At 64.4% G+C, this 21,318-nt stretch carries 24 protein-coding genes; 13 read left to right on the plus strand and 11 right to left on the minus strand.

The genetic code is table 11. The features are described from left to right. Nucleotides 1-172: 172 nt before the first annotated feature. A complete protein-coding gene (locus tag HQ354_RS11725) occupies nucleotides 173-3,451 on the minus strand; it encodes a protein kinase (RefSeq protein WP_068425691.1) in 3,279 nt (1,092 codons plus the stop codon). A gap of 415 nt (nucleotides 3,452-3,866) precedes the next feature. Between HQ354_RS11725 and HQ354_RS11730 the strand changes: the two genes are divergently transcribed. Both HQ354_RS11730 and HQ354_RS11735 read left to right on the plus strand, forming a co-directional pair. Continuing rightward, entirely contained in the window at nucleotides 3,867-5,078 is a 1,212-nt protein-coding gene (locus HQ354_RS11730; protein ID WP_222634701.1) for a hypothetical protein, read from the plus strand. Nucleotides 5,079-5,103: 25 nt separating this feature from the next. Beyond that, complete coding sequence (locus HQ354_RS11735; RefSeq protein WP_308115312.1) at nucleotides 5,104-5,439, plus strand: antibiotic biosynthesis monooxygenase; 336 nt, start codon at nucleotides 5,104-5,106, stop codon at nucleotides 5,437-5,439. On the opposite strand, the gene HQ354_RS11740 is transcribed toward HQ354_RS11735, so the two are convergent. Further along, nucleotides 5,383-5,898 (minus strand): OsmC family protein, encoded by a 516-nt coding sequence (locus HQ354_RS11740; protein WP_114329070.1) that lies wholly within the window; start codon nucleotides 5,896-5,898, stop codon nucleotides 5,383-5,385. The two genes, HQ354_RS11735 and HQ354_RS11740, sit on opposite strands and share 57 nt — an antisense overlap. 138 nt (nucleotides 5,899-6,036) lie before the next feature. On the opposite strand from HQ354_RS11740, the gene HQ354_RS11745 reads away from it, so the two are divergent. Genes HQ354_RS11745 through HQ354_RS11755 form a run of 3 tightly spaced genes read left to right on the plus strand, consistent with a single transcriptional unit; the run spans nucleotide 6,037 to nucleotide 9,545 of the window. After that, nucleotides 6,037-7,440, plus strand: coding sequence for a DUF222 domain-containing protein (locus HQ354_RS11745; protein WP_222634702.1), 1,404 nt, complete (start codon nucleotides 6,037-6,039; stop codon nucleotides 7,438-7,440). A gap of 45 nt (nucleotides 7,441-7,485) precedes the next feature. Beyond that, nucleotides 7,486-8,097, plus strand: a complete 612-nt coding sequence (locus HQ354_RS11750) for a class I SAM-dependent methyltransferase (RefSeq protein WP_068425676.1) — start codon at nucleotides 7,486-7,488, stop codon at nucleotides 8,095-8,097. A gap of 59 nt (nucleotides 8,098-8,156) precedes the next feature. After that, nucleotides 8,157-9,545 (plus strand): amidohydrolase family protein, encoded by a 1,389-nt coding sequence (locus tag HQ354_RS11755; RefSeq protein ID WP_068425673.1) that lies wholly within the window; start codon nucleotides 8,157-8,159, stop codon nucleotides 9,543-9,545. Between the two features lie 223 nt (nucleotides 9,546-9,768). Here the strand turns inward: HQ354_RS11755 and HQ354_RS11760 are convergent, their stop codons facing one another. Continuing rightward, a complete protein-coding gene (locus HQ354_RS11760) occupies nucleotides 9,769-10,239 on the minus strand; it encodes an SRPBCC domain-containing protein (RefSeq protein WP_068425670.1) in 471 nt (156 codons plus the stop codon). A 16-nt stretch (nucleotides 10,240-10,255) separates the two neighbouring features. Here HQ354_RS11760 and HQ354_RS11765 point away from each other — a divergent pair, with 16 nt between their 5' ends. Further along, entirely contained in the window at nucleotides 10,256-10,588 is a 333-nt protein-coding gene (locus HQ354_RS11765; protein WP_254303502.1) for a helix-turn-helix transcriptional regulator, read from the plus strand. A 49-nt stretch (nucleotides 10,589-10,637) separates the two neighbouring features. On the opposite strand, the gene HQ354_RS11770 is transcribed toward HQ354_RS11765, so the two are convergent. Continuing rightward, on the minus strand, nucleotides 10,638-10,844 hold the full coding sequence (locus HQ354_RS11770; protein ID WP_222634703.1) for a three-helix bundle dimerization domain-containing protein: 207 nt from the start codon (nucleotides 10,842-10,844) through the stop codon (nucleotides 10,638-10,640). A 164-nt stretch (nucleotides 10,845-11,008) separates the two neighbouring features. Beyond that, a complete protein-coding gene (locus HQ354_RS11775; protein ID WP_068425661.1) occupies nucleotides 11,009-11,755 on the minus strand; it encodes an ANTAR domain-containing protein in 747 nt (248 codons plus the stop codon). Between the two features lie 363 nt (nucleotides 11,756-12,118). Here HQ354_RS11775 and HQ354_RS11780 point away from each other — a divergent pair, with 363 nt between their 5' ends. Genes HQ354_RS11780 through HQ354_RS11800 form a run of 5 tightly spaced genes read left to right on the plus strand, consistent with a single transcriptional unit; the run spans nucleotide 12,119 to nucleotide 14,810 of the window. After that, the gene (locus HQ354_RS11780) at nucleotides 12,119-12,889 is read left to right on the plus strand and encodes a GAF domain-containing protein (protein WP_222634704.1); all 771 of its coding nucleotides are present in this window, start codon (nucleotides 12,119-12,121) and stop codon (nucleotides 12,887-12,889) included. 46 nt (nucleotides 12,890-12,935) lie between these two features. After that, nucleotides 12,936-13,655 carry an ANTAR domain-containing protein gene (locus HQ354_RS11785; protein WP_157105292.1) on the plus strand — a complete coding sequence of 240 codons (720 nt, stop codon included), beginning with the start codon at nucleotides 12,936-12,938 and terminating at the stop codon, nucleotides 13,653-13,655. Nucleotides 13,656-13,690: 35 nt separating this feature from the next. Continuing rightward, on the plus strand, nucleotides 13,691-13,927 hold the full coding sequence (locus tag HQ354_RS11790) for a hypothetical protein (RefSeq protein ID WP_125833370.1): 237 nt from the start codon (nucleotides 13,691-13,693) through the stop codon (nucleotides 13,925-13,927). Between the two features lie 40 nt (nucleotides 13,928-13,967). Then, a complete protein-coding gene (locus HQ354_RS11795; RefSeq protein WP_254303501.1) occupies nucleotides 13,968-14,321 on the plus strand; it encodes an anti-sigma factor antagonist in 354 nt (117 codons plus the stop codon). Between the two features lie 54 nt (nucleotides 14,322-14,375). Continuing rightward, a complete protein-coding gene (locus HQ354_RS11800) occupies nucleotides 14,376-14,810 on the plus strand; it encodes an ATP-binding protein (RefSeq protein ID WP_068425649.1) in 435 nt (144 codons plus the stop codon). Here the strand turns inward: HQ354_RS11800 and HQ354_RS11805 are convergent, their stop codons facing one another. Both HQ354_RS11805 and HQ354_RS11810 read right to left on the minus strand, forming a co-directional pair. Next, nucleotides 14,811-15,689, minus strand: coding sequence for an ATP-grasp fold amidoligase family protein (locus HQ354_RS11805; RefSeq protein ID WP_254303500.1), 879 nt, complete (start codon nucleotides 15,687-15,689; stop codon nucleotides 14,811-14,813). It abuts the gene before it with no gap. Nucleotides 15,690-15,710: 21 nt separating this feature from the next. Then, nucleotides 15,711-16,847, minus strand: coding sequence for a glycosyltransferase (locus tag HQ354_RS11810; RefSeq protein ID WP_068425646.1), 1,137 nt, complete (start codon nucleotides 16,845-16,847; stop codon nucleotides 15,711-15,713). 250 nt (nucleotides 16,848-17,097) lie between these two features. Here HQ354_RS11810 and HQ354_RS11815 point away from each other — a divergent pair, with 250 nt between their 5' ends. Beyond that, nucleotides 17,098-17,778, plus strand: coding sequence for a hypothetical protein (locus tag HQ354_RS11815; protein WP_084423715.1), 681 nt, complete (start codon nucleotides 17,098-17,100; stop codon nucleotides 17,776-17,778). Here HQ354_RS11815 and HQ354_RS11820 read toward each other — a convergent pair. Beyond that, a complete protein-coding gene (locus HQ354_RS11820; RefSeq protein WP_240930869.1) occupies nucleotides 17,735-18,505 on the minus strand; it encodes a GAF and ANTAR domain-containing protein in 771 nt (256 codons plus the stop codon). The two genes, HQ354_RS11815 and HQ354_RS11820, sit on opposite strands and share 44 nt — an antisense overlap. Nucleotides 18,506-18,571: 66 nt before the next feature. Continuing rightward, nucleotides 18,572-19,249 carry a HemK2/MTQ2 family protein methyltransferase gene (locus tag HQ354_RS11825; RefSeq protein WP_068425640.1) on the minus strand — a complete coding sequence of 226 codons (678 nt, stop codon included), beginning with the start codon at nucleotides 19,247-19,249 and terminating at the stop codon, nucleotides 18,572-18,574. 600 nt (nucleotides 19,250-19,849) lie between these two features. Here HQ354_RS11825 and HQ354_RS11830 point away from each other — a divergent pair. Next, nucleotides 19,850-20,059, plus strand: a complete 210-nt coding sequence (locus HQ354_RS11830) for a hypothetical protein (RefSeq protein WP_157105291.1) — start codon at nucleotides 19,850-19,852, stop codon at nucleotides 20,057-20,059. Here HQ354_RS11830 and HQ354_RS11835 read toward each other — a convergent pair whose 3' ends face one another. Together HQ354_RS11835 and HQ354_RS11840 are read right to left on the minus strand one after the other, a co-directional pair. Further along, nucleotides 20,060-20,626 carry a DUF6328 family protein gene (locus tag HQ354_RS11835; RefSeq protein ID WP_222634705.1) on the minus strand — a complete coding sequence of 189 codons (567 nt, stop codon included), beginning with the start codon at nucleotides 20,624-20,626 and terminating at the stop codon, nucleotides 20,060-20,062. A gap of 127 nt (nucleotides 20,627-20,753) precedes the next feature. Further along, complete coding sequence (locus HQ354_RS11840; RefSeq protein WP_222636256.1) at nucleotides 20,754-21,170, minus strand: STAS domain-containing protein; 417 nt, start codon at nucleotides 21,168-21,170, stop codon at nucleotides 20,754-20,756. Between the last annotated feature and the right edge of the window lie 148 nt (nucleotides 21,171-21,318).

The raw sequence follows: 21,318 nt of genomic DNA on the forward strand, positions 1-21,318 counted from the left end.
CGCGCCTCAAGTTCCTTCATATGGTGCAGGCTGCTCTGATGCCGAGGTCGACGGAACCGCGTCGGTTCACTGCGGTCAAAGCCGCCCTTTGTCAGGAGATTCTTCGGGCCTGGCAGCCTGTGCCGCGACCGACTGCACGGCCGATGACATGAAGGGGATCGCGTCGAGTCGGCTACTCATGCGTCTGGTCGGCGACCCAGGCTGCAACCTGAGCACGTGAGGTGAAGCCGAGCTTGGCGAGAATGTGCTCCACATGCCCCTGCGCGGTTCTGGGCGAGATCACGAGCCGGTCGGCAATGGCCTGATTGGTCAAGCCCTCCGTGACGAGGGCTGCGACTTCTCGTTCCCTCTTGGTCAAGCGCTCCGATGCAGTCGCGTCGGGTTTCGTGGCACCGGACGGACGCTCGCGCAGTGCGTATGCGATTGCCTCGTCCATGCCCAACTGTGTTCCACGTCGGTACTCTGCGTCGAAGGCCTTACCGAGCTGCTCGCGGGCTCCTCTCGTGCACATGTCCTGAAAAACCATCAGATTGGGATGGATGACAGGTGAGCTGCCGAAAGATCGTGCCACTCCGTCGGCCGCCCCCAGCAGGACCGCCGTCCGAGTCGGATCGTTCTGCCCGAGGGTGATCCACGCCAGTGCAGCGAGAGACGATGCGGTCATGCGGGGGTTGCGGAGGAGTCGAGTGGCGCCCAAGGCCTCCTCGAGCAGCCGGACTGCACGGTCGGATTCGCCTTGCCTCCAGACGTCGACGGCCATTGCCCACAACGAACGCGAGCGGTACATCTTCTCGTCCTGCTCCGCAGTGAGAGCAAGGACTTGTTCGTGCCACTCGATCGCCTTGCGGGTCTGTCCGTTCAATCCGTACGCCAGCCCCAGGAGGTGCATCGTGGCCGTCTCCAACGTTCGGTGTCCGATTCGGCGGAAGAGAGGCGCCGACTTTTCGAAGAACGACGAGGCCCTCGCGATGTCTCCACTGTGGAGCGCAACCGTGCCATCTGCGTTGGCAACCAACGCCTGCATCATGGGATCGTCCTTGTCGGCGGCCAACGCTCGCGCCTTGTCTGCGAGTTCGACGCCCGCTCCGACGTCGTCCTGCACGTTCGCCATCGCGCCCGCGCAGTAGAGGGCTTTCACCCATTCGACAGTAGGTTTTCCGGTCATACGTTCGAGCAGCCGTGTCAACCACTCGCGGGCTTCGCTGTACGAGCCTTGGGACAGCCAGAACCAGTAGAGCGCCGTTGCGGTGCGCAGCCCGGAACCCGGATCGTCGTCGATGTCGAACTCGAGGGCTTCTCGAAAATTCGGCTGTTCTTGCTTCAGGCGGGCGATCCAATCGAGCTGCCGAGGACTGATCCAGTCGTCTTCCGCGTCGGTTGCCAGGCTCTCGAACCAGTCTCGATGACGGCGACGCATGATCAAGGTCTCGCCGGTACGTTCGAGTTTCTCGAAACCGTATTCCCGGAGCGTCTCGAGCATGCGAAACCGCATGGCGGACCCGTTCTTGTCCCTGATGAGGATCGACTTGTCCGCGAGTGCGGTCAACGTGTCGAGCAGCTCGTCCGGGGACATGCCTGTACTGCACACCTGCTCTGCGGCGTCGAGATCGAAGCTTCCGGCGAAGACCGCCAGCCGTCCCCACACGAGCTTCTCCGACGCGGTACACAGGTCGTAACTCCAGTTGATGCTGAGGCGCAGTGTCTGCTGCCGGTCCGGCGCGCCCCTGCTGCCGCGTGTCAAGAGTGTGTATCGGTCGGTCAGCCGTTGCAGGATCTGTTCCGGCGACATCATCCGTAACCTGGCGGCAGCCAATTCGATCGCCAGAGGCAGACCGTCGAGGCGGCGGCAGATCCCCAGAACAGCCTCGATGTTGTCCTCGGTGAGTGCGAAACCTGGTGCCGCACTGGCTGCGCGTTCGACGAACAGACTTGCAGCGTCGTACCTGGGCACCGCGCGAAGCGATGGGTGACTGCTGGGGTCCGGAACCTTCAGAGGCGGAACTCGGAGTATGGATTCACCAGCGATGCCGAGTGCCTCGCGGCTCGTGGCCAGAATTTTCAGCCCGGGACACACTGTCAACAATTCCTGGCACAACTCCGCAGCTTCGGACACCATGTGCTCACAGTTGTCGAGCAGGAGCAACAGCTCTTTGCGTGAAAGAACATCGGTCAACACTTCACGCATCGACCGTGCGGACTGACCACGGACGCCGACAGCGGCAGCGACCGCATCGACCAGCGCGGACATTCCACGTAGTTCGGCCATCTCGACGAGGCGGACACCATCGGCGAAGTCACGCTGCACGCTCGACGCCACGCGTACTGCAAGACGGGTCTTGCCGACGCCCCCGATACCCGTCAACGTGACCAAGCGGGAACTGGACAACAAGTTCTTGGCCGCGGTGAGTTCGCTGCGTCGACCGATGAAACTGGTCAGCTCGAGCGGAAGATTTCCGGTCGCTCCACCCAATCCTGACGGAGGACGTGGCCGCGCCGAGCCTTTCGATCTCGCGGACGACGCGTCGGCCTTCGCATCGGTCTCGCTGCGGTGCTCCTCTCGAAGGGCCATGTCGTCCATCGGAAAGCCGAGATCGTGCTGCACCTGTCTCAGTTCCTCCCCGAACTCCGATGCCGTGCGAGGACGATCGTCCGGAGCGCGCGACATCGCTCGCGCGACGACTGAGGACACGTCGTCGGGTATCCCATGTTCGCGGAGGTCGGGGATCGACTGTTGGGTGATACGCAAGAACTGGGCTACAACCTGCTCGCCGCTGCGTCTCTCGAACGCAGCGTGGCCGGTCAACGCGCTGAACAACGTGGCGCCCAGGCTGTACACGTCGGCTGCCACCGTGGGCGGGTTGCCCGCCAGCACTTCCGGTGCGGTGTATGCAGGCGATCCGGTGACCGCGCCGGACGTAGTTTCGAAACCTCCGCTGATGTGAGCGATGCCGAAATCAGCAAGCTCCGGCTCGCCGTAGTCGCTGAGCAGGATGTTCGCGGGTTTGATGTCGCGATGCAGGATGCCGAGCCCGTGCGCCGTCTCCACTGCGCCGGCAATCTTCACCCCCAGCCGTAATGCTTCGTCGAGCGGAAGAGGACCGTCACGTCGAATTCGACTCTCCAGCGAATCGAGCTGGTGATAGGGCATCACGATGAACAAGCGCCCGCTGTCGGTCGAACCGACCTGCAAGACGTTGACGATGTTCGGATGGCCGGTCAGTTGCCCCATCGCCTGCTGTTCCCGAAAGAAGCGGGACTTGTTCTCCTGGTCGAGCTCGACCGTCAGAACCTTGACCGCGACAAGTCGTTCCAATTCGCTTTCATTGCAGCGGTACACGACGCCGAAGCCGCCATGGCCGATCTCCGTTGCCTCGGTGAACCCCAAGTCGGCCAACTCGGCGGCAGGCGACGGCGGGTACCGCTGCGTGTCGAGTGGGTCTTCGGAACGCATCGAACGGACTACTCACTCCGTCGGCTTGCCCGTCCCACCGCTGGCCCCGACGGCAAGACCAGCGTCGCTACACCGTGGGCTATTCCTCTCGGCGCTGTATCTCCAGGATAGAGCGATTCGAACGACGCGGCTCGTTCTTGTGCGAAGGCGTCACTCAGCGCTGTCGGCGGGGTTCGGCACCTAGTCCTGTATCCGGCGAAAGTCGTCTGATACCTTTGGCCGTCCCGCGATTTTCCCTCGTCGCCTGTACCGCATCTCGGAATGTGGACGGATTGTTCGACGCCTGTTATCTCCTGGCTGCGCACGACAATCGCATTCCGATCGGTGGATGCTCGGTGCTTCCCGCACGTCGCGATACATCCGATGTCGGCACCCCTCGTAACGGAACGGACATCTCGGGCGACGACAGCTGACGATGAGCAAAAAGTGGGCGTGGACGGATTCGTTGGTGGTTGTGGCAATCGTGGGAGCGGGTGTAGTCGTTGCAGGCGTGACGAATGATCCGGTGGAGGCGTCGTCGAGTTACGCCAGCGAACCCGTCGAATATCCCGTCGCCATTCCGGGATGTGACACCGTCGAACCGCCGGAGGACTCGGTCTCCTATGGCTTTGCGAGATCAGGTCTCGAAGGGTACGACCACCCGGACTACCCGTGGCTGACGTCGACGAAGGCGAACGCGATGTCGCTCGCGATCCAAGAAGCCCTGCCCGACGACATCGAGGTGGTAGCCGGCAGCCGCGCGCTGTTCTACTCGGATCCGTTCGTCTTTCAGCCGGTTCCATTCGTAAGTCCCGAATTCGACGCTGGCACAACAGCCGAAGCGTCGGTGATTCGTGACGGAACCGCAGGGTCGTTGACAGTCAACGTAACTCGATCCGATGACGGACCGCGTCCATGCCAGGCGGGCTGGCTCGATTCACGTGAAACCATGTCCGACGGAACCGTGGTGGACGTTCTGGACACCTGGAGCGAATACAGCGGCGAGCGCATCTACACCAACGTGGCTCGGATCTACGCGACCGACGGCACACGAATCACAGCGTCGGCGTCCGATCGCGACGACGAATTCCGCAGCACTGGAACCGTTCCCATGTCGATCGCCGAGCTGCGATCCCTCGCGGCAATTCCCGAGCTGCGGTGGTCGACGCCGGTGCCCGGCGACGTTCTTCCCGTTCCCCTTCCGTGTGCCACGACTGGGCTCGAGAGTGGCCAGTTCACCGAGGGGACGGTCCAGAGCATCAATGCGGCGCTCGACGGCTTCTGGCGCTCGATCAATGCGCCCGTGGCACTGGATCGTCCGCTCGGAGCGCTGCGGGTGTCACCGGAGGGGACGAGTAGTGCGTGTGGGTCCGTGCTCGCCGGAGGCGACGTGATGACGATCTCGGTCTCCGATGGCGACTACCAGGAACCCGAGGGCCCTACGCTCACCCTTTCCGACGGAGCTCAGTTTCGCGACGACCAACCCGGAACGGCGAGTGCGAGCCTCGACGGGAAGCCCATCGAGAACGTTCTGCTCGTGAAGCCGTCGGGAACGAGAATAGACGTGGAGTTCGCGTCGAATACGATGTCGTTGGATCGAGCGATGCTGCAGGGAATTGCGCTGGCGGTTGCGTCGGCGGTGAATTGAACGCGCGACGACGGTCTACACCCGCATGATCATCGTTGCCGGATACCTGACCGTTAGTGACCGAGTCGCCTACCTCGACGGATGTGTGGAGGTGGTGCGACTGGCACGAAGCGCCGACGGCAGCCTCGACTTCGCGCTCGGGGCGGATCTGATCGACCCGTCGCGCATCAATGTGTACGAATGTTGGTCCACGCGGGAAGAACTGGCGGCGTTTCGAGGATCGGGAACCCGACTCGGGCCAGCAGGCCGCGATCCTCGACGCCGACGTCCGAGAATTCGATGTGACGGCAGGCTGAAGGTCCGCTCAGCCGAGCCGAACGTCGACGGGCACCGCGTTCTGCAGGGTGTGGCCGACGGGTGAGCTGGCCTGCACCTTGGCGTGCAGTTCCTCGATCTGCTCGGCGGGCGCGTCGGAGTCGATGGTCACCGTCGCCGTGATGGAGTCGAACCCGGCGTGCCCGTCTTTCAAGCCGAGGAACACGTGCAGGTCCAGGTCGCCCTTCACGTCGACCCGAAGGGCCTTCAACTCGATGCCGGCGACGGTCGCGTTGGCGGCGTATCCGACTGCCAAGCAGTTGCCGAGTGCGCCCAACAGCTGCTCGACGGGGTTCGGAGCGGTGTCCCCGCCCCCGAGGGCCGGTGGCTCGTCGGACTTCGACGGCTCGAACGTGCGAACTCTGGCTTCCGACGCGAACGCGCCCTTCCACGTCACGTGGGCGGCCCAGGTGGTCTGTGCTTTCGCCGGGTCGGTCTCGATGGCCTGAATCAGGCCACCGACGGTCTCGATGTCGACGTTGTTGAGCACGGTGCTGGTAGTCATGCTGCACTCCTTCAGCTTGTGTGAAATCGCTGACGAGTCTTCTGCGCGAGAACGCGCAGCGATAGGTATCCACTCAGCGTGATCGGAAGGGTTGCAGGGCTCCCGTTTCTGTCGGTGGTGCGGTGTACTTTGCGCGGCATGGACGAGTCGGGGGGCTTGGCGGGGTTGTCGGATCGGGACTGTGTGTCCGGCCTCGAGGCCGCGTGTGTGGCCGAATCCGGTGTGGTGGCACGGAAATACAGGACGGTCGCCGAGATCGACCGGCGCGGTCTTGCACTGTCGTTGGGCTCGTCGGAGACCAAACGCTGGTATGCGCGCACGGCGCGGATCACCGAAACCGAAGCCGAACGTCACATCACGTGGGGGTACTGGCTCGACATCCACACCAACGTGTTCGACGCGGCCGTGAACGGAGACATCCAAGGCGACCATATTCGTGCCATAGTCGCCGGGCACGATTCGGTCCGCACCGCCGACCCCACCCTGTCCGACGACGAGTTGGCCCGTGTGGTCGCAACCTTGTTGGATCACGCCCGCGATCACACCGTGTTCGGGGTGTCCCGGCGCGCCGCCGAGCTCGCCCACGCAGCCGCCGAAGCCGCCCGTGTGCGCTACGAGACGGAACGTGCCCGGCGAGACGCCGACAACCCCGATGACGATGTCGCGCCGTTGGGGCCGGTTCCGGTGCCGTCGTCGGAGAACCGGGCGATGAACACCCTCGATCTGTATCCGTTGCCGAACGGGCGGATGCAGCTCAAAGGCAACCTCGACATCCTGCTGGCCGAAAAACTGCAGTCGGTGCTCTCACCGCTGTCGAAACCCGAACCGTCACCCGATGGCACCCCGGATCCGCGGACCGCGTCGCAGCGCCGCGCGGACGGGCTGGACCGGATGCTGGACCTGCACATCCAGGGCGGGAAATCTCCGAAACAAGGAGGCGTGCGGGCCAACGTCAACCTGGTCGTCGGGTTGAAAGATCTGCTGCGGCCGGATCGGAACACGCCCACCGGCGACGCCGGCACGGGATCGGGTACCGGCGCCGATGCTGGTCCTGGTCCTGGTCCTGGTCCTGGTCCTGGTCCTGGTCCTGGTCCTGGACCGGACGATCCGGGGTGGCCGTTCATGCTGTCGTGGACCGGCCCGATCAGTCGACGGCTCACCGAGATGCTGTCCTGTGATGCAAATCTGACGCCGGTGGTCGTCGACGATGCCGGTGTGCCGTTGGCGATGGGCCGCAGCGAACGCCTCGCACCGCCCTGGCTGCGGGCAGCGGTGGTGGTTCGGGACCGGTGCTGCATCAAATGCGGCAAACCCGCGCAGTGGTGCATCGTGCACCACGTGAAGTACTGGGTCGACGGCGGTACGACGGATCTGAACAACTCGGCATTGGTGTGCGGGGCGTGCCACAACGAGATCCACAACTCCGACTGGCAACTACTGATCGGCGACGACGGACACCCCTACTGCATCCCGCCGGCCGTCGTCGACCCCGACCGGACACCCTGGCCCAGCTTCCATCGCCGACGAAAACAGGCGGCGTAGAACTATTTTCGGCTCGGTCTGCGGTCGACATGGCAGTCTGGGCGGGTGCGAGATGCCTACTCGGGTGAGACGGTGGCGGCTGCATACTCCGAACGTGTAGCGGAGTACGTCGACGTCTGCGGAACTCTGGAATCCGTCCATCCCGACGACCGTGCGCTCATCTCCGCCTGGGCCAGAACGCTGACCGGACCCGTCGTCGACGCCGGGTGCGGTCCGGGGCATTGGACACGTCTCCTCGCCTCGCTGGGTGTCGACGTCGAGGGCGTCGACCTGTCCGAGACGTTCGTCGACCATGCGCGTCGGCAATCCCCGGAGATAGGTTTCCGCGTCGGTGATATCGCATCTCTCGGTGTCGACGACCGTTCGCTCGGCGGAGTTCTGAGCTGGTACTCCACGATTCATCACACGCCCGACCGGATCGCGGAACCGCTGGCCGAGTTCGCACGCGCACTCCGCCCCGGTGGCACACTGCTGCTCGGGTTCTTCGAATGGTCCGAGCTCGAGCCGTTCGACCACGCCGTCGTCACCGCGTACCGATGGCCGGTCGAACGGTTGTGCGCCGTAGTGGAAGCTGCCGACTTCGACGTGATCGAGAGCCTGACCAGGCACGAACCGGACACCAGGTCGCACGGGGCAATGGTCGCCCGGCGTCGTTGACCGTCAGTCCGTACTGTGGGGTTTGATAAGACAATCGGACTTTTGCGGCAGGAGCGATCGTGCCAGACATTTCACGACGAGCAGCCATCCTCGGTGGAGTCGCGGCCTCCCTCGGGGCCGCAGCCACTCTCGCCGGATGTGCCGACGCCAAGGCGTCGAACACCGGTTCTTTTCTTGTTCGGCGGGCGAGTTCGGTACTCACGATGGACCCCGCGAGGGGCGAGTTGACCGACGCCGACATCCGCGTCGACGACGGACGCATCACCGAGATCGGCACCGGGCTGTCGGCAGAGGGGGCCGACGTCGTCGATGCATCCGGATGCATTGCTCTGCCGGGGCTCGTCGACACTCATTGGCACATGTGGAACTCGCTGGCCCGTGGGTTCGGGCAGACGTCGAAAGGCGGATTCGCGCCCAGCATGGCGTCGATCTCCGGGCTGTTCTCGCCCGAGGACAGCGGACTCGGCGTGCGACTGGCGTTGGCGGAGGCGGTGAACGGCGGTATCACGACCGTGCACAACTGGGCGCACAACGTGATCAGCCCCGCGCACGCCGAAGCGGAGTTCGAGGCGATGCATTCGTCGGGCGTTCGTGGGCGATTCGCGTACGGCTATCCCCAGGCGCTGGGTGCTGCCGAGCCGATGAATTTGACGCACCTGAGAGAGTTCGCCGGGTCGCTGCCCGACGGCCTGGTGTCGCTGGGAATGTGCGCACGCGGACCCGATCGGTCCGAAGATGCTGTCTGGCAACAGGAATGGGACACCGCACGTTCGGTCGGGTTGCCGATCACAATCCATATGGCGTCGAACGCAGAGGCCGCGGCACTCGGTGGCGTCGAAAAGCTGGATGCGCGTGGAGGACTCGGCCCGGATGTGCAACTGGTTCATCTGACCGCAGCCAGTCCTGTTGATCTGGACGCGATTGCACGGGCCCAGTCGCCGGTGTCGATCAGCCCGTGGACGGAACTGCAAGTGGGATACGGGCTTCCGCCCATCGCTGCGATGCAGGCAGCCGGGGTGCCGATCGGTCTGTCCGTCGACAACACGGTGTTGTCCGGCAGTGCGGACATGTTCGGCGTCATGAAGCTGACCGCCGACCTGCCTGGGGGAGTGGACGCGAAGCAGGGCGTCGTCGCCGATGCGACGGTACTGGACTGGGCAACTGCGGGAGGGGCGCGGTCGCTGGGTCTGGGCGACGTCGCGGGAGTGCTGGCCGAGGGGAGGCCGGCGGATCTCGTTCTGGTGCAATCCGATTCGGTCAACACGGCGCCGGTCTACGACGCCACCACGCTCGCGGTGAGGGCTGCGAATCCGTCGAATGTGTCGTTCGTGATGATCGACGGTGTCGTGCACAAGCGGGACCATCGACTCGTACGCGTCGACGTCGACGGCCTTCTCGCGGAGGCGCAGGACGCCATGGCGTCCATCCGCGGACGAGCGGGGATCTAGCCGACGGGTTCGATGTTGTCGCGCGTATCTGCGTCGACGAACATCTGCAGGAACGACGCGGGTCGAGTCTCGACCTCGTCGGCGTGCTCTGGGCTTGTCATCGGATTCCTCTCTTTCGCAGGCGGGAAGTTCTACCGATGAGCCTGACAGGCCCATGTCTCTACAGTGGAACCCGAATGGACACGGAGAGGTAACGAGCTGGCGTCGGCGAGATAACGCGCCGCTATTTGTAAAAGCCCTCCCGCAGGGTGATGCCGTGTTCGATCCAGACCTTCATCGCAGCGAGCATGCCGGTCCAACCCTGGCAGTTGCCGAACGCGTTCTTGGCGCCGTCGGCGGTGGGCGTCCATGACGACTCGGTGATCGTGACGAGTGTGCGGGTGTCGTCGTCGAGCGACTCGAACTCGAAAGTCGTTGTGGTGTGGCCATCTTCGGCGGTCGTGGCTTCGCCGCCCCATCGGATGACGATGCGGTTCGGCGGGTCTGCCTCGACGACGTGGACAGGGAACGCGCCCGGGAAATCGTGGAAATCCCACGACACTTCGGCCCCTGGTTCGAGGCGGCCACGTGCCCCGCCGGTGGTGAAGTATTGGGACAGCTGCGCGGGATCGGCCACCGCTTCGTAGACCTCGGCGATCGGACGCGAAATCCGACCCGACACGGTGAAGGACAGTTCCGTCAGATTTTCAGTCATGTTGTATTTTTACAACATGTCCCGAATCGAGCACAAGACCGACGACGACGATGCGGTCTTCAAGGCCCTCGCCGCGCCGATCCGTCGGCGCATGCTCGACATCCTCAAGGAGTCCCCACGTACGACCGGTGAGCTGTGCGCACTGCTGCCCGAGGTCGATCGCACGACCACTCTGCAACACCTGCGTGTGCTCGAGAAGGCCGAACTGGTGACGGGACGGAAGGTCGGGCGTGAGCGGCATCTGTCGCTGGCTCCGCTGCCGATCAAGCGAATTTCGGATCGCTGGATCGGGGAGTACGCCCGGGCTGCGGTGGAGCTGCTGGGTCGGCTCGACCAGCCGGAGTCGTGAGCGCGAATGTATAGCGGGGTGCACATTCGCGCGCACGGGCGCGCAGCGCCTAGTTCGCCAGAGCTGAGGTCGCGTGCCGCTCGACGAACAGCGGAACGAAGTCGCGAATCTTCGTGTCGTCGAAACGGCGGTGCGCGTCCGCAACAGCGGATTCGACTTTGGACGAGTCCGTTTCGGGGAACTTCTCCGACAGACGAGACACGATCTCGTCCAGTGCTCGCTGTTCCTCGGGCGCGATGTCGGTGGTGGTAGCCATGACTCCAGAATGCGCGGTCTGTTTATGAAATTTCAAGCGGGCTCGGCGACTTTCTATATATCCATTCTTTTACTTTCGACCTGAAAACCGACGTCGAGCACGTTGACGCTCAAACCTTCAGCGATCAACGTCACGTCCGACGCCAGGTCCGGGCCTGCGCCACATCACAGTGCTCGATCGTCGAGAACCCGTCGCGCGGCGTCGCGACGGCCGATGTTCTCGGTGCGCGCCTTCGTGTCGAGGAGATCGGCCGCCTGCGTGTCCGAACAGTGCCTCAGCCCCATGATCACCCCGATGGCGTTGTCGATCAGTGCCCGGGTCTCGACGCCCTGCATCAGTTCGTGGGCCAACGCCGTCGACGTGAGGTGCAGTCCGAATTCGTCGAGTCCGCGGTCGAGGTGTCCGAGCAGAACCGGCAGCAATTCGGACGTGGTGAGTATCGTCGCCGCGGTGCTGTGGTCGGTGTAGAGATTCAGCGAGCCGACCGAGATGGCCCGATGGTGCAACGGCGCTGCGGTCACTCGGCGAATGCTGCTCTGATGGGCCGTGATGGACAGGTCGGGCCACAGTTGCCCCATCTCGGCGAGATCGAAATGCACGATGCGATCCGTTCGCGCGGCCAGCAGGCATGGGCCGCCGTCGAACTCGTACTGTGCGCGGTCGAACGTCGACACTCGTTCGTCGGTCGGAGCAACCGTGAACGGCGCGATGTCGTCGAATGCGGCGGTGATGCCCGCGTGATCGGCACCGGCGATATGCTGCACGGCGATGGCCGCTACGCGTGCCATCAGTTCGATCAGATCGTCGCTACCGCGGATGGGAAGCGACAGGCGGATCTCGACGGCGGAGGCCAACTCGGGATCCGACTCCCACAGGGGTCCGCCGCGCTGAGGACTGCTGTCGTCGGCCATCGCTATCGTGTCGCCTCACTCGTCACCTGGTACGGCGACGCTTGTCTCGGCGACATCGTAAACCTTCCGAACGGTATGCCGTGCGTGGCGCGGAGAGTCATCTAAGGTCGTACGCTAGACGCAATTATCAAGCAACCGCTCGAAATCACAGGGTGAAGAACTTACGCCCGCCGAGGTGCGTTCGCCGTCGAGGTGGGCGTTACCTTCGTCCGTTTCAGTGCGGTTGGCGCACTGAGAGGGAAGTTGACCCGACATCATGAACGCGGTGATGCAGCATCGGCAGGCAACTCACACGTATCTCGGATCCGGAACAACGGACCAGTGGTAGACGAAAGTCGATCACACCGAGTGCAGGAGTCCGCCATGACATCATCGGCGTCGGGCCACGAGGACGACGGCCCAGAGCTGACCGGCAGGAGCGTTCCCGCCGGGGACAGCAGCCCGTCGCGTTTGTTGCTCTCCCAGGCGTGCGATGCCGTCACGAGCAGCACGAACGCCGACGGTGGTGCGGTCACGCTCATGGCGCCGTCGGGAGCCCGGGAGTTGGTGTACGCCAGCAATGCCGTCGCCCACTACCTCGACGACATCCAGTTCACCGCGGGCCTGGGTCCATGTCTCGACGCGTTCAGCTCGGGGCAGCCGGTCCTGTGCCCGGATCTGCGTCGGAAAGAGTACGAGCATCGCTGGCTCGCGTTCGCGAACGATGCGACCGCGGCAGGCGCTGCGGCTGTCTTCACCTTCCCGTTGCGGGTCGCGTCGACGGTGTTCGGTGTGCTCGAGCTGTATCGGACACGCGCAGGCGATCCGACACCTGACGAGTACGCGGCGATGGAACGCGGTGCGGACATCGTCGGGCAGGTGGTGCTGACGTACTTCGGCGCGGGCGAGAAAAGCGACGGCAACGGCGCCGAAGAACTGAGCCAGGACGGACACCGACGCGGCATTTGGGATTCCGAGTTCTCTCGGCCTCAGATCAACTATGCGGCGGGCATGGTGTCGGTTCAGTTGAACGTCACGTTCGCCGATGCGCTGTCCGCGATGCGGGCCAGGGCCTATCTGGAGCAGTGCTCGCTCACCGAGATCGCCGACGACGTAGTTGCACACCGAACGACATTCACGCAGGGCGAGACATGAGGTGGACGCCGCCGACATCGTCCCCAGTAACGCCCGAGAGGTAGAGATGACCGACAACACCGTTCCCGTGACCACCCGTCTGGCATCGGTCAGCGGCATGCTCACCGCACCCGTCCACCGCGACTCGCACGAGATTCTCGATACCATCGCGCAGCAGGCGATGGCCGTCGTATCCGGGTCGTGCGCGGCCGTGGTCGCCTCGTACCCGACGTCGTTCGTGGTCGCCGCGTCCACCGACGAATCGGCCGCGCCTCCGGACTCGGTCTTCATGGGCGTGGCATCGACGAGCGTCGCGACCAATGCCGTCGTCGTCGTCGACGACACCGCGGAACCGTCGACGCGCTGGGCCGCGTTCGCGTCGGACGCCGTCGGTGTCGGCCTCGCCGCAGTGCGGGCCTATCCGATCCGCATCGACGGCGGACCGGTGGGGGCCGTCGTCGTCGGAACCGAGGAGCCGTGGATGCGAACCCCGCGCGACGCGATGAGCGTTCAGGTGCTCGCCGACCTGGCGGGTGCCGCGCTACGGCTGTCCGACGACGGCGAGCGCCGTCACCGATCCGACGCCGTTCGCGCCGATGCCGCAGACACCGCCGACACCGAGTTCGCCGTCGGGATCATCGCCGAGCGGCACGGACTGGATATCGGCGCTGCTCACGACGTCCTGCGCGGTCTCGCGCGGCGGACCGGCAGCCCGATCGTCGACGTCGCCCGTCGCATAGCAGCAGGCGGCGACGTCGTGATCGGAAGCACGGACCGGGAGGAATGATCGCTGCCCATTGTGGGTAGGAAAACTTCGTGGTGGTGAACAAGACGACACAGTCGGCGCTCTCGGTCATGGCGCTGTTCGTCGTAGTGGGCGCGTTGTGGGGCGGCATCGGATACGTCTACTCGGATCACAGCCTTGCCAAGGCTGCACTCTGGGGTGGCATCGTGATCGCGGTCGGGTGGTGTGCCGTCGTGATTTCCTGGGTGGTGAAGTACCGGCGTTTGCGGTCGAGGCGCCGGAACAGCAACGGCATCGACGACGTGCAGGACTAGACTCGACGGCAGCAGGATGGCTCACACCCAGGGACTCGAAGTGGCACAACCTCCGTTGGATGTCACGGTGAAGCACGCAGGTTCCGTCACCGTGGTAGCTGTGCGCGGCGAAATCGACCTGGCGACGGCGCCGCATCTGTCTCGGTCCCTCGATTCCGTGCTGACCGGATCCCGTATCGACGCCTTGGTCGTCGACCTGTCCGGAGTCACCTTTCTCGCCTCGGTGGGACTGACCGTTCTGGTCGAAATCAGTGGACGGGTGACGCCTTTCGGCACGTTCGCGGTCGTCGCGGACGGCCCCGCGACGCGTCGACCGTTGACCATCACGGGGCTGGACCGAACGATCACGGTGTTCACCGATCTGGACTCCGCGATCGACGCCGTGGACTCGTAGGCTCTTTTTCGCAAGGGCCCGCGATATTTCGGCGATATCGGGTATGGCTCGCCTATGACTGGATTGTCGGCCGACTTCGATCCCGTACCCGGCGTCGGTCCCAGCGAATTCGTGTTCCTGGACGTTCCCGCCCACGGTGAGGCAATCAGCGGTATACGACATGCGCTCGTCGGATGGCTCGGCATCACCGACTTCGACGACGACCGCAGCGCCGACATCGCTCTCGCCGTCTACGAGGCGATGGCCAATGTCGTCGAGCATGCGTACCGCGACTTGGACACAACTGGGACTCTCGACCTGAGAGCGGGTTACTCGACCGTCGAGCGGGCGCTGCAGGTGGTCGTCGTCGATCACGGTGTGTGGCAGAGACCGGCGTCGAATCCGGTGCGCGGCAACGGTATTCCGTTGATGACGGCCCTGTGCGACGGGGTGTCCATCGATCACTCCGATGCAGGGACATCGGTGCTCATGAACTGGTTCGTCGGCTGATCAGTCCGTGTATCTGCGCGGTACCGTCCAGTACCGGCCGAACTCACGGTCGTACGACGCGGGTTCGAACGGGCTGTTACCGCCGGCCGGATAGCTCGTCAGCTCGCCCACGACGATCCTGGACCCCACGACGTACAGATCGACGCGTACGAAATCCGTGCCACGCGAGAGCGTTTCGGCGATCTCGATCATCGTGTCCAACTTCGGCGGTGTGTTCTGCGGTGGATCTGCGTGCGGCGGGCCCCCACTCAGCGGTAGGTGGGTCCACGGACGACGGTAGAAGTCTTGGGTCCGCCCACCGAAGCGTCCGGTATCCACTTGTACGAACTCGCACCGGCCGTGGAACACGAAGAACTTGTAATCGTCCGCGATACCGTCGTGCGGCCCGGTCAGCAGCTCTTCCACCAGAATTCGACGGGGAACGGCGCCGTACGCCCACTCCCGGTTGGGTCCTTGACCGTACAGCTGACGCGTCCAGAAATCGGCGATCGCCGCCAGGTGCCGTCGATCGGCCCGCTTGGGTCGGACGTGTGTGTAGCTCCAGCACGCGTCGATCGGCGGTAGTTCGGTGTCCGGTTCGGCGTTGTCCGACACGACGACGACCGCCCCGCTGCCGTGAGTCGGCTTCATGACGAACTCGGCGGGGAGCTCGAGATCGACGAGATCGGACGGGGAGTCCAGAACCGCGTACACAGTCGGTAGAAAGCCCGGTCCGACAAGGGATTCCACATGATCACGAACCGCTGCCTTGTCGGCGAACGTGACCAGTAGCCTGCGGTGGTCACGAAGCATCTTGTACTTGACCTTGTCAGTGAAGGTGACGGGGCGACGCGTCCGCCACAGGCGCCACCACCGCACCACACGAGTGCGCTCACGCACACGAGCTCGTTCGGCCATGGTTCAGGCCGGCCGGCGACGACGTCCCGCGGGGCGAAGATGCTTCACGGGATCGTGCAACCTTGTCACCGGCGCCGACATCATTCCTCGATACAGGTGCAGGTAGGCGTCGAGCATCGTCTCGGCGGAGCATCGAAGGATCGCGTGACGGCGGACCGTCTTTCGGTCGAGCGCGACGGTACGCGGAATCGCTGCGGCCAGGGCGTCGACGTCGTCGGCAGGTACCAGCGTCGCACAGTCGGCGGTGACGATCTCGGGGATGCCTCCACGCGCGAACGCGGCGACGGGCGTGCCGCACGCCAACGCCTCGGCCACCACCAGCCCGTAGGGCTCGTCCCACGACGGGGTGACCAGCGCGGCAGCTGCCCCGCCGACCAACGCGGCGAGTTCGCGCTGATCGAGATGCCCGACGTACGTCACCCGGTCGTTCAAGCGAGGTCCGATCTCGCGAGCGAAGTACTCCGGGTCGGAGATCGGGCCCGCGAGCTTGATCGGGTACCCGGCTCGTACTGCGGCCTCGATCGCGAGGTGGGGCCCCTTCTCGGGTGTGAAGCGGCCGGACCAGGCGAGATACGGGCCGCCGGATCCCTCGGGCCAACCGAGCACGTCGACACCGTTCGGCACGATGTCGATCTCGTCGACGATCCCGTGCCACATCGAGGCGGTGTGCCGACTGACCGCGGCGAACCTGGTTCCGACGCCGTCGCACGCGGCCACCGCCGACTGGATCCACGGCGTCGGCGGAGTGTGAAGCGTCGTCAGCACCGGCGTCGCGAGTGTTCGCGCCATCGCGATGGGCAGATAGTGCAGGCTGTGGTTGTGCACTACGTCGTACTGGCTGCTGGCTGCCAGGTCCAGCATGAGCCGCAGGTACGCGTGATGATCCGACATGAACGTGTCCGACGGCATCGAGACGTCGGCGCGGGCCTGCGGAGACAATTCGAGGACCTGCACGTCGAGGCACGTGCTGCCCAATGCAGGGTCCGACCCGGGCCCGGCGAAGAGAGTCACCTCGTGCCCAGCGTCGGCCAACGAATGGGCCAGGTGCCACGTGTGCGCTTCGAGTCCGCCCGCAAACGGTTGCTTGATGGGGAAGCGGTTCGAGGCGACGATCGCGATGTGCAACTTGTCCGCACTCACGGGCGTCCGCCGTCCGTTTCCTTGTTTCGCGCAGCCTTGTTTCGCGCAGCGTAAATCACGCACACCCCTCGTTGTCGGGTCGGTCGATGTATCCGAACGACGTGATACCCCCGGGTCGTCGTAACAAACCAGCCGCGCTCGGGGGTTGCGCAGCAACCGAACTCGCTCGTGAGGATTGATACCTGCCGCCGTGGGGAATCCGTGCGTCCGGAAGTCGAGGGAGCGCATGGATTTTTCAGCCTTGGTAGGTATGCCTTTTCGTGCGGCGTCGGCGCTGCGTCAGGCCCGGGTGTTCCATCCCGACGGCGTCATGTTCCGTGGTGAGGTGCGCCGCGTGGCGCCGGACGGGCACGGGCTGCCGCTGCAGTCGGGCGACGTGCTCGCACGTCTGTCGAAGGGGATCGGACTGCCCTTCGGCATACCCGACATCGGGGGACTGGCGTTTCGCAGATTCGGACGGTCACCGGACGAGCAGGACTGGGACGTTCTGCTCGCGGGATCGGGCAAAGGGATCGTCGGCCGCATGATTCCGTGGCCGGCACGGTCGTGGGGAACCGCCGAGTTCTCGACGCTGATGCCTCTGCAGTACGACGGGCGTTCGTGGTGGCTTCGCGCCGTGGCGACCGAATCGCCCACCGGCGCCATGAATTTGGAGAACGCGCGCGACGCGCTGTTCAGCAATCGAATGGAATTTCGCATCGACCAGGCATGCGGGGCAGACGATTTCGTGCCCTTGGCGTACCTTCGTCCGACCGGTCCGAGTGGCATCTCGGACGCACAGGTCGGTTTCGACCCGGTTCGGAACAGTCACCCGCAGGTCCGGCCTGCGCCCGAATGGCTTCGAGCGGTTCGACAGTCGGCGTACCGGAACAGCAGGGAGGGCCGACCTACGGACGCTCTGCCGCGACCAGCTCCTCCGCGACCTTTTTGAGCGGAATGTTCCGCTGCTGCGACAGTTTGGTCAGCAATTCGAAAGCTTGATCCGCGTCGATCTTGTACCGCTCCATGATCATGCCCTTCGCCTGGCCGATGATGTCCCTGCTGGCCAAGCCCGCGCGAAACTGTTCGTTGTCCCGCGCGCCGAGCAGCGCGATCGCGGCGTGGGCGGCCAGCGCCTCCCCGGTGAAAACGGCGTCGGGGCCGAACGCCTTGGCTCGGTTGCTGTAGAGCACGAGCGCTCCGACGTCGTCGCCGTTGCTGAACAGTTGGAACGCGACCAACGACCGCACGCCCTGGTCGACGGCGCCTGCGGCGAACTGGGGCCAGCGATGTTCGACACCGAGATCGTCGGCTACCACGACATCGAAGTGGCGCACCTCCGATGCGATCGGACCTTCGCCGTACTCGTACTGTCGACGGCACAGTTCCTCGGCCATCTCGTCGGTCGCGGCTACGACCGTGCGCTCGCCCTTGGTCAGCGTCGTGATGCAGCCGCTGTCGGCGCCGTCGACGAGCTCGACCGCCGTGTGCAGAATACCGTTGAGCGTATTCGACGTGGACCTGCGTTCGTCGCGCATGTCGCGCGCGAACTGAGCAAGAAGCGCGGGTAGTTCCGCATGCCGTGAAGAACGGTCTTCTCCGCGGTCGTACGACATCCAGATGTCCTTCCGGGCAAGCGCGTCGGCTGCTGGATGCAGGATCGACACGCTGTCGAACAAACAACTGAATTTTATATACCAGCCAGTTCGATCGGAAGGTTTCGGGTCAGTCAGCGATGGTTCGCATCACGGCCTGCGGCTGAAGATGACGGCCAGTTCCTCGTGCCGGCGACCGACGTCGAGCTGACGTGTGGCTTCCAACCATGCCGCACGTTCGTGCATGACCGGCCCGAATTCGATGGTCTGTCGTCTCACCACCGAGGCGTCGAGACCGGATAGACGGAGCTGCCGCACGGATTCGTCGACGTCGGCGAACTCGGACTGGACGAACACGGCCACACCGCCCGGTACGAGCAGATCGGACAGGCTGGAGCACAGCAGGTCCAGGACGGTTCTGCCGCGATCGCCGGCGTCCCAGGCCCGGTGCAGACCCATGCCTTCCGGCTCGTTCGGGGAGGGAACGTAGGGGGGATTGGACACGACGACGTCGAACGGACCGTGGCGCTGCGCGTCGGTGAGTGTTCCGAGGCAAACGTTCACGTTCGTGCCGTTGGCGACGGCGTTGGCCGACGCGCACGACACCGCCTGCTCGGAGATGTCGTATGCGAACACCTCGCGTGCTCCACTGCGCGCGGCCTCGATGGCGGCGATACCGCTACCGGTACACAGATCGAGGACGCGGGCACCGGGAAGAATCCCGAGCGATGTAATTTCCGAACACAGGAGGTAAGAATCCTCCTGAGGTGCGTAGACGCCGTCGTCGACGCTGATGGTGGGATAAGTACGTTCTCGGGCTGCGGTCACAGGTACCTCCGTAGTCGGTACCCGAGGTTGCCCCTGTCCGATTGTTTCTAACCCTGCTCCGGCGCGTAGGTTTCGGTCCGCTAAGCAGAACGCATTCTCCGCGTGGACTCAGCTCGGTGGGTCGGGGTAGGCGGGGGTGTCACGCTCTTCGACGTGGAGGGGTGCTCTCCGAAAACAACTTTGTCCCACCAGCATTGACGCTTCCGTGATTCGGTCCAGATCACGTTGGGCAAAAATTCGGACGCCATGAGGCACCTCCGGTCGACCGGGCGATCAAGCGCCGGATCGGGATTGGATCGTGTCGCAGTGCGCGAGCGCGACACACTTCGACGTCTGCCCGCGGGCTCGAGGTGACGTGGTCGGCCGCCGTTGCTCTCGAGACGCGGCGGTGCTACCAACACTACCCGTGATTTCGAAAGGGCGCCCGAAAAGCAGTGACGCGTCGCTCGCGAGGTGTCGGACGCGTGGTAAGGTCCACAAAACCTGGTCGAGCACGTGCCGGTCGGAGTCGACATCGACTCACTCCGTTCGCCGAATTCCCTGCTCGAGGCGTCTTTTCAGCGAACGCGACTCACCGCACCCGCAGAAAGCCGCCGCGTCATGCCTGACAGAAATCTGATCGAGGCCGTCGAAGAGGTCTTCCGCACGGAACGTCCGGTCAACGCCATTCCCGCCGAGGCGATTCCGGCGCTGTGCGCGCAACTTGCAGCGCATCGCGATGTTCTCCGCCGGGCGGGGCATCAGGACGGGGCGGATCGGGCGGAAGCGGTTCTCGAAGAACTCGCACAGCTGTATTCCGCGAAAAGCTGACTAGGACTTGATTTTCGACGCGTCCGCGTACGACTCGTCGGTATTCTGCGTCCCCGCGCGTGGGCGCATGCGTAGCGGGACGACCACCCACATCGACACGAAGGCCACGACTGCGACGCCCCCGCCGACGGCCGCAGCCGCGCCTCCCATGACGACTTCGGAGACGAGCACGACGACGCCGGTCATCGCGAGTCCGAGGAAAACGAGACCGGCGACCGCGGATCGGTGTGCTGCGGCGACCAATTGTGCGACGGCGCGTCGGCGAAACAGCAATCGATGCATCGCCACCGGCGCGACCAACAAAATGGTCGCCGCGACGGCCGACACCACCGTCAACATGAACACCGTTTTGCCGTAATCGGGAAGTCGATGAAATCTTTCCTGGAACGGAAGGATCAACAGAAAACCGGTCAACAACTGCACACCGGTCTGTACGACGCGCAGTTCTTGCAACAGCGATATCCAGTTACGATCGAGGGTCTGAACTGGTGTTTCGCCACGATGCTCGCGGTTGTAGGCACCGTGGAATTCCGATGGTCCGGTATCTTCTTGCCGCGTGCTGGACATTCCGAACATTGTTCCTCCAATGCGTCGGCAGCGGTATTTTGCCGAGCAGTCGCTGCGCCCAGAGGCGCATGGATTACCCGCTCAGGACCGAGTTACACCCATATCTGGGCATCGCCAGCGGAAAGGCTCAGAAGTAGGTTCCGTGCAATGCGTCGACGGCGTCGTTCTTCGTCGGCACGGTGGTCGTGGGCAGCGGGCGATGACCGGCGGGCTCGGTTAGCGACGGCAGTGCCGCCGTGATGGCCTGTGCCAACGTGTCGTGACAGTCGATGGTGCCCACGAGGCTGACGATGGTGTGCCGCACCGAGGCCCGACAGGCGACGGTGACGCAGGATCGACTGTGGCTCAACCGAACCGACGCCTTGGCCAGAGCGGATGCAGCTCGCGGCGTGACGTGTTCGACGTCCATCAGATCGATCACGATCGAGCGGCCGGAGGTGAGTGCGTCGTCGACGCAGTGTTCGAACTCGCGCGTCGACGCCGGATCGAACCCGCCGCACACGCGGACGACGACGGGCCCGCCCGCCGGCTCGTCCACCGACATCGCAAACACGTTCGCGTCCAAGACGATCGGTGTGCAGAACGACATTCGTATGGACGCAGGTGCAGTATGCACCGAGTCGAGTAGCGTCATCGATACCCTCCGTGCCTAGTCGGACGGCGGCATGCAGAACGGAAATTCGCAGCACACC

Origin of the sequence: Rhodococcus sp. BP-261, from assembly GCF_019835205.1 — a bacterium.
GTDB classification, from domain to species: domain Bacteria; phylum Actinomycetota; class Actinomycetes; order Mycobacteriales; family Mycobacteriaceae; genus Rhodococcoides; species Rhodococcoides kyotonensis_B.

Coding starts and splice junctions, on each gene's coding strand:
- HQ354_RS11800 (WP_068425649.1), top strand. CDS start 14,376: ATGACTGGATTGTCGGCCGACTTCGATCCCGTACCCGGCGTCGGTCCC.
- HQ354_RS11760 (WP_068425670.1), bottom strand. CDS start 10,239: ATGACTGAAAATCTGACGGAACTGTCCTTCACCGTGTCGGGTCGGATT.
- HQ354_RS11815 (WP_084423715.1), top strand. CDS start 17,098: ATGCCTTTTCGTGCGGCGTCGGCGCTGCGTCAGGCCCGGGTGTTCCAT.
- HQ354_RS11835 (WP_222634705.1), bottom strand. CDS start 20,626: ATGTCCAGCACGCGGCAAGAAGATACCGGACCATCGGAATTCCACGGT.
- HQ354_RS11780 (WP_222634704.1), top strand. CDS start 12,119: ATGACATCATCGGCGTCGGGCCACGAGGACGACGGCCCAGAGCTGACC.
- HQ354_RS11730 (WP_222634701.1), top strand. CDS start 3,867: ATGAGCAAAAAGTGGGCGTGGACGGATTCGTTGGTGGTTGTGGCAATC.
- HQ354_RS11830 (WP_157105291.1), top strand. CDS start 19,850: ATGCCTGACAGAAATCTGATCGAGGCCGTCGAAGAGGTCTTCCGCACG.
- HQ354_RS11840 (WP_222636256.1), bottom strand. CDS start 21,170: ATGTCGGTGGACGAGCCGGCGGGCGGGCCCGTCGTCGTCCGCGTGTGC.
- HQ354_RS11765 (WP_254303502.1), top strand. CDS start 10,256: ATGTCCCGAATCGAGCACAAGACCGACGACGACGATGCGGTCTTCAAG.
- HQ354_RS11735 (WP_308115312.1), top strand. CDS start 5,104: ATGATCATCGTTGCCGGATACCTGACCGTTAGTGACCGAGTCGCCTAC.
- HQ354_RS11740 (WP_114329070.1), bottom strand. CDS start 5,898: ATGACTACCAGCACCGTGCTCAACAACGTCGACATCGAGACCGTCGGT.
- HQ354_RS11725 (WP_068425691.1), bottom strand. CDS start 3,451: ATGCGTTCCGAAGACCCACTCGACACGCAGCGGTACCCGCCGTCGCCT.
- HQ354_RS11770 (WP_222634703.1), bottom strand. CDS start 10,844: ATGGCTACCACCACCGACATCGCGCCCGAGGAACAGCGAGCACTGGAC.
- HQ354_RS11775 (WP_068425661.1), bottom strand. CDS start 11,755: ATGGCCGACGACAGCAGTCCTCAGCGCGGCGGACCCCTGTGGGAGTCG.
- HQ354_RS11785 (WP_157105292.1), top strand. CDS start 12,936: ATGACCGACAACACCGTTCCCGTGACCACCCGTCTGGCATCGGTCAGC.
- HQ354_RS11745 (WP_222634702.1), top strand. CDS start 6,037: ATGGACGAGTCGGGGGGCTTGGCGGGGTTGTCGGATCGGGACTGTGTG.